This window comes from Burkholderia sp. Ac-20349 (genome assembly GCF_017104865.1).
In the GTDB taxonomy this organism is placed as follows: Bacteria; Pseudomonadota; Gammaproteobacteria; order Burkholderiales; family Burkholderiaceae; genus Burkholderia; species Burkholderia aenigmatica.
Map to the genome: position 1 here is coordinate 1 of NZ_JAAGPM010000274.1, position 3,630 is coordinate 3,630.

Genomic DNA, 3,630 nt, shown 5'->3' on the forward strand with positions numbered 1-3,630 from the left:
TCCGCGCGGGGCGGCCGGCTGCGTCGAATGAAAGTCTTGAACAAGGCTCTGCTCCTTTACGTGGGGTCTCGAATCGTCCGGCCTGCAGCGCTGCGGCGCTTGTCTCATGCTCTTCAAGCACAGGCCGTGCCAATTGCCGACGTCGGGTTTGCCACAAGGAAAACACGCGCTTTTACCGCCGAACGCTCGGGAAAATCCCGATTCAAACCGGCGCGCCAAACCGGCATTCGCGCGCCTTTGCCGCGGTGTGGCCATGACGGCCGGCCGCGCGCGTGCCGCATGTCGCGTCTCACGTTGCATCCGGATTCTCAAATTGAGACACCACTCGGCCGACGCGGCGCGACGCCGGACGGGTGCGCGATCGCGCGCCGTCACGCCGCGCGCCCCGCGCCGCATGGCGTGCGCGGCGCGCATGCAGGCCGCCGCGTCAACGTTGGTATGGAAGCTGCTTTTCGCCTCGACACCCGAACCCCGATGAGCGAGGAGCTTCCATGCAGGCAACGTTGTCGTTACTTCCGCAAACCCAGTCGTTCATCGCACGCACGCCGTCGATGCTGATCGGCGAGACGTGGCGCGGCGCCGAAAGCGGCGCCACCCTGACCGTCCACAACCCCGCGACCGGCGACGAGCTGTGTCGCGTGCCGGCCTCCGGCGCGGCCGATGTCGACCGCGCGGTCCGCGCCGCCCGCCAGGCGTTCGACGATTCCGCATGGAGCCGCATGCGGCCGCGCGAACGGCAGAACCTGCTGTGGCGTCTCGCGGATCTGCTCGAACGCGACGCGCAGCAGCTCGCCGAGCTCGAATGCGTGAACAACGGCAAGAGCGCGCAGATCGCGCGCGCGATGGACGTGCAGCTGTCGATCGACTTCCTGCGCTACATGGCCGGCTGGGCGACCAAGATCGAAGGCGCGACCGTCGACGTGTCGATGCCGCTGATGCCCGACAGCCAGTTCCACGGCTTCATCCGGCGCGAGGCCGTGGGCGTGGTCGGCGCGATCGTCGCGTGGAATTTCCCGCTGCTGCTCGCGTGCTGGAAGCTCGGCCCCGCGCTCGCGACGGGCTGCACGATGGTGCTGAAACCGGCCGACGAAACGCCGCTCTCCGCCCTGCGGCTCGCGGAACTCGTGCAGGAAGCCGGTTATCCGGCCGGCGTGTTCAACGTCGTCACCGGCACCGGCGTCGAAGCGGGCGCCGCGCTCGCGCACCACCCCGACGTCGACAAGCTGACGTTCACGGGCTCGACCGAAGTCGGCAAGCTGATCGGCAAGGCCGCGATGGAATCGATGACGCGCGTGACGCTCGAGCTCGGCGGCAAGTCGCCGACGATCGTGTTCGACGATGCGGACCCGGCCGTCGCGGCCGCGGGCGCGGCCACCGCGATCTTCTTCAATCACGGCCAGGTGTGCTGCGCGGGCTCGCGCCTGTACGTGCAGCGCAAGCACTTCGATCGTGTGGTCGGCGACATCGCGGGCATCGCGAGCAACATGAAGCTCGGCAACGCGCTCGACCCGTCGGTCGACATGGGCCCGCTGATTTCGGCAAAGCAGCAACAGCGCGTGGCCGGCTACATCGAGCGCGGCCGCGAACTGGGCGCGCAGCTCGCGTGCGGCGGCGAAGCGTACGGCCCCGGCTTCTTCGTGAAGCCGACCGTGCTCGTCGACGTCGACCAGAAAGGGCCGCTCGTGCAGGAGGAAATCTTCGGGCCGGTGCTGGTCGCGATGCCGTTCGACACGATCGACGACGCGATCCGCCTCGCGAACGACACGCGCTACGGGCTCGGCGCGAGCATCTGGACCAACAACCTGTCGGCCGCGCACCGGATGATCCCGAAGATCCGCTCGGGTTCGGTCTGGGTCAATTGCCACAGCGCGCTCGATCCGGCGCTGCCGTTCGGCGGCTACCGGATGTCGGGCTTCGGCCGCGAAATGGGCGCGGCCGCGATCGAGCATTACACCGAGTTGAAATCGGTGCTGATGAACGTGTGATCGCGTCGCCGAGCTGAGCGACGCCCGCGCCGCGCGACACGATCGCGCGGCGCCCAGGTCGGCCCGTGTTCGAATTCCGCTGCGATGTTCCCAAACGTTAACAATAACGAGACACCCGATGCCCCGCCTCCCCGCTTCCCGCCGTACCTTCATGATCGCCGCGGCCGGCCTGCTGTCGGCCGCCGCGCTGCCGCGCGCCGCCTCTGCCGCGCCGACGCTGCTCGACGAAACCGATCCGGTCGCGAAAGCGCTCGGTTATCGCACCGACGCCGCTCACGTGAACCGCGCCGCGTTCGCGCGCTATACCCCTGGCCAGGACTGCGGCCGCTGCAGCTTGTACCAGGGCAAGGCCGCGGATCCGAACGCACCGTGCCCGCTGTTCGCCGGAAAACGGGTCGCGAACGGCGGCTGGTGCAACGCGTACAACCCGCGGACGTAAGCGCCGCCGCCGCAAGCATTCCGCACGCCCTCGAGCCATGCACGCCGCCCCGTCACGCACGTCGATTGCGGTCCGCCCGCCCGCGCGAATCGCCCGCACTGCCGCGCCCCGCCTGGGCCTTAGGTTTTTGACCGGATGGATTTATGCCCGGGCTTATGCCAGACTCGCCGAGCCTTTTTGCGTGCGGCCGCGCCGGATCGGACGGCCCGACATTCTCCTGAGGAGGGGCGACGTGCAAGACTACTTCCCTTCCGGCCAACGACTTCCGGACCGGCTGCAGGCAACCCGCCTGATTCGCGAGCGCCTCAGTTCCGACGGCGTGCTGCCGCAGGGTTGCCTGCGCATCGAAATCGACCAGTCGTGGCGGCGCAGCCTCGATCACGGCGTGCGCTGGGACGACGACGCGCGGCTGAACCTGCATGAATTCTGCAACCTCGACGAGCTGCACGACGCGAACCGCCTGCTGCTCGCCGCGGCCGCCCCCGAACTCGAATTCCTCGCCGAGCGCTGCGGACGCGACGGGATGATCCTGCTGGCCGATGCGCGCGCAACGATCCTGTCGGTCGACGGCGACGCGAGCCAGCTCGCCGCGCTCGGCATCGGCGACATCCGCGCCGGCGCGAGCTGGTGCGAATCGCTGCGCGGCACGAACGCACTCGGCACCGCGCTCGTCGAAGGCCGCGCGGTCGCGATCGACAGCGGCGAGCATTTCCTCGGCCGGCTGAGCCGCTTCTCGTGCCGCTCGCTGCCGCTGTGCGACCCGCACGGCAAGCCGATCGGCGTGCTCGACCTCACCCGCGAAGGCGAACTGCCGCTCACGCTCGACGACATGTCGATGCTGATGAGCGCGGCGGCCACGCACATCGAGACGCGCCTGTTCGATGTCTATTTCCCCGAGCACGTCGTGCTCGTGTTCCACCCGCGCCATGCGTATCTCGGTTCGAGCTGGAGCGGCGTGCTTGCCGTGTCGGAAGACGGCCGCATCGTCGCCGCGAGCCCGCATGCGTGCGACCTGCTCGGCACCGCGCGCGACGCGCTCGTCGGCCGCCGCTGCGAAAGCGCGGCGGTCACGCGCATGCCGTCGTTCGTCGCGTTCGCCGAGCAAGGCGGGATGCTGCGCGTCGAAGGCGTCGATGCCGCGTTCCATTGCAAGGCGCTGCGCCTGCCGCGCGCAACCGCGGTGCCGGCGTTGCGCGGACGCGGGCC

Annotated in this window: 2 protein-coding genes and 1 pseudogene; all 3 read left to right on the forward strand. The window is 69.3% G+C overall.

The annotated features are described in order from the left end of the window. Positions 1-491: 491 nt before the first annotated feature. Positions 492-1,985, forward strand: coding sequence for an aldehyde dehydrogenase family protein (locus G3N61_RS38220; RefSeq protein ID WP_205825019.1), 1,494 nt, complete (start codon positions 492-494; stop codon positions 1,983-1,985). Positions 1,986-2,103: 118 nt separating this feature from the next. Further along, positions 2,104-2,424, forward strand: a complete 321-nt coding sequence (locus G3N61_RS38225; protein WP_205825020.1) for a high-potential iron-sulfur protein — start codon at positions 2,104-2,106, stop codon at positions 2,422-2,424. Positions 2,425-2,656: 232 nt separating this feature from the next. Continuing rightward, positions 2,657-3,630: pseudogene (locus G3N61_RS38230) on the forward strand (GAF domain-containing protein); the annotation flags it as partial.

What these genes read in the sequence shown, in the direction of transcription:
- G3N61_RS38220 (WP_205825019.1), top strand. Translation starts at nt 492, where the DNA reads ATGCAGGCAACGTTGTCGTTACTTCCGCAAACCCAGTCGTTCATCGCA.
- G3N61_RS38225 (WP_205825020.1), top strand. Translation starts at nt 2,104, where the DNA reads ATGCCCCGCCTCCCCGCTTCCCGCCGTACCTTCATGATCGCCGCGGCC.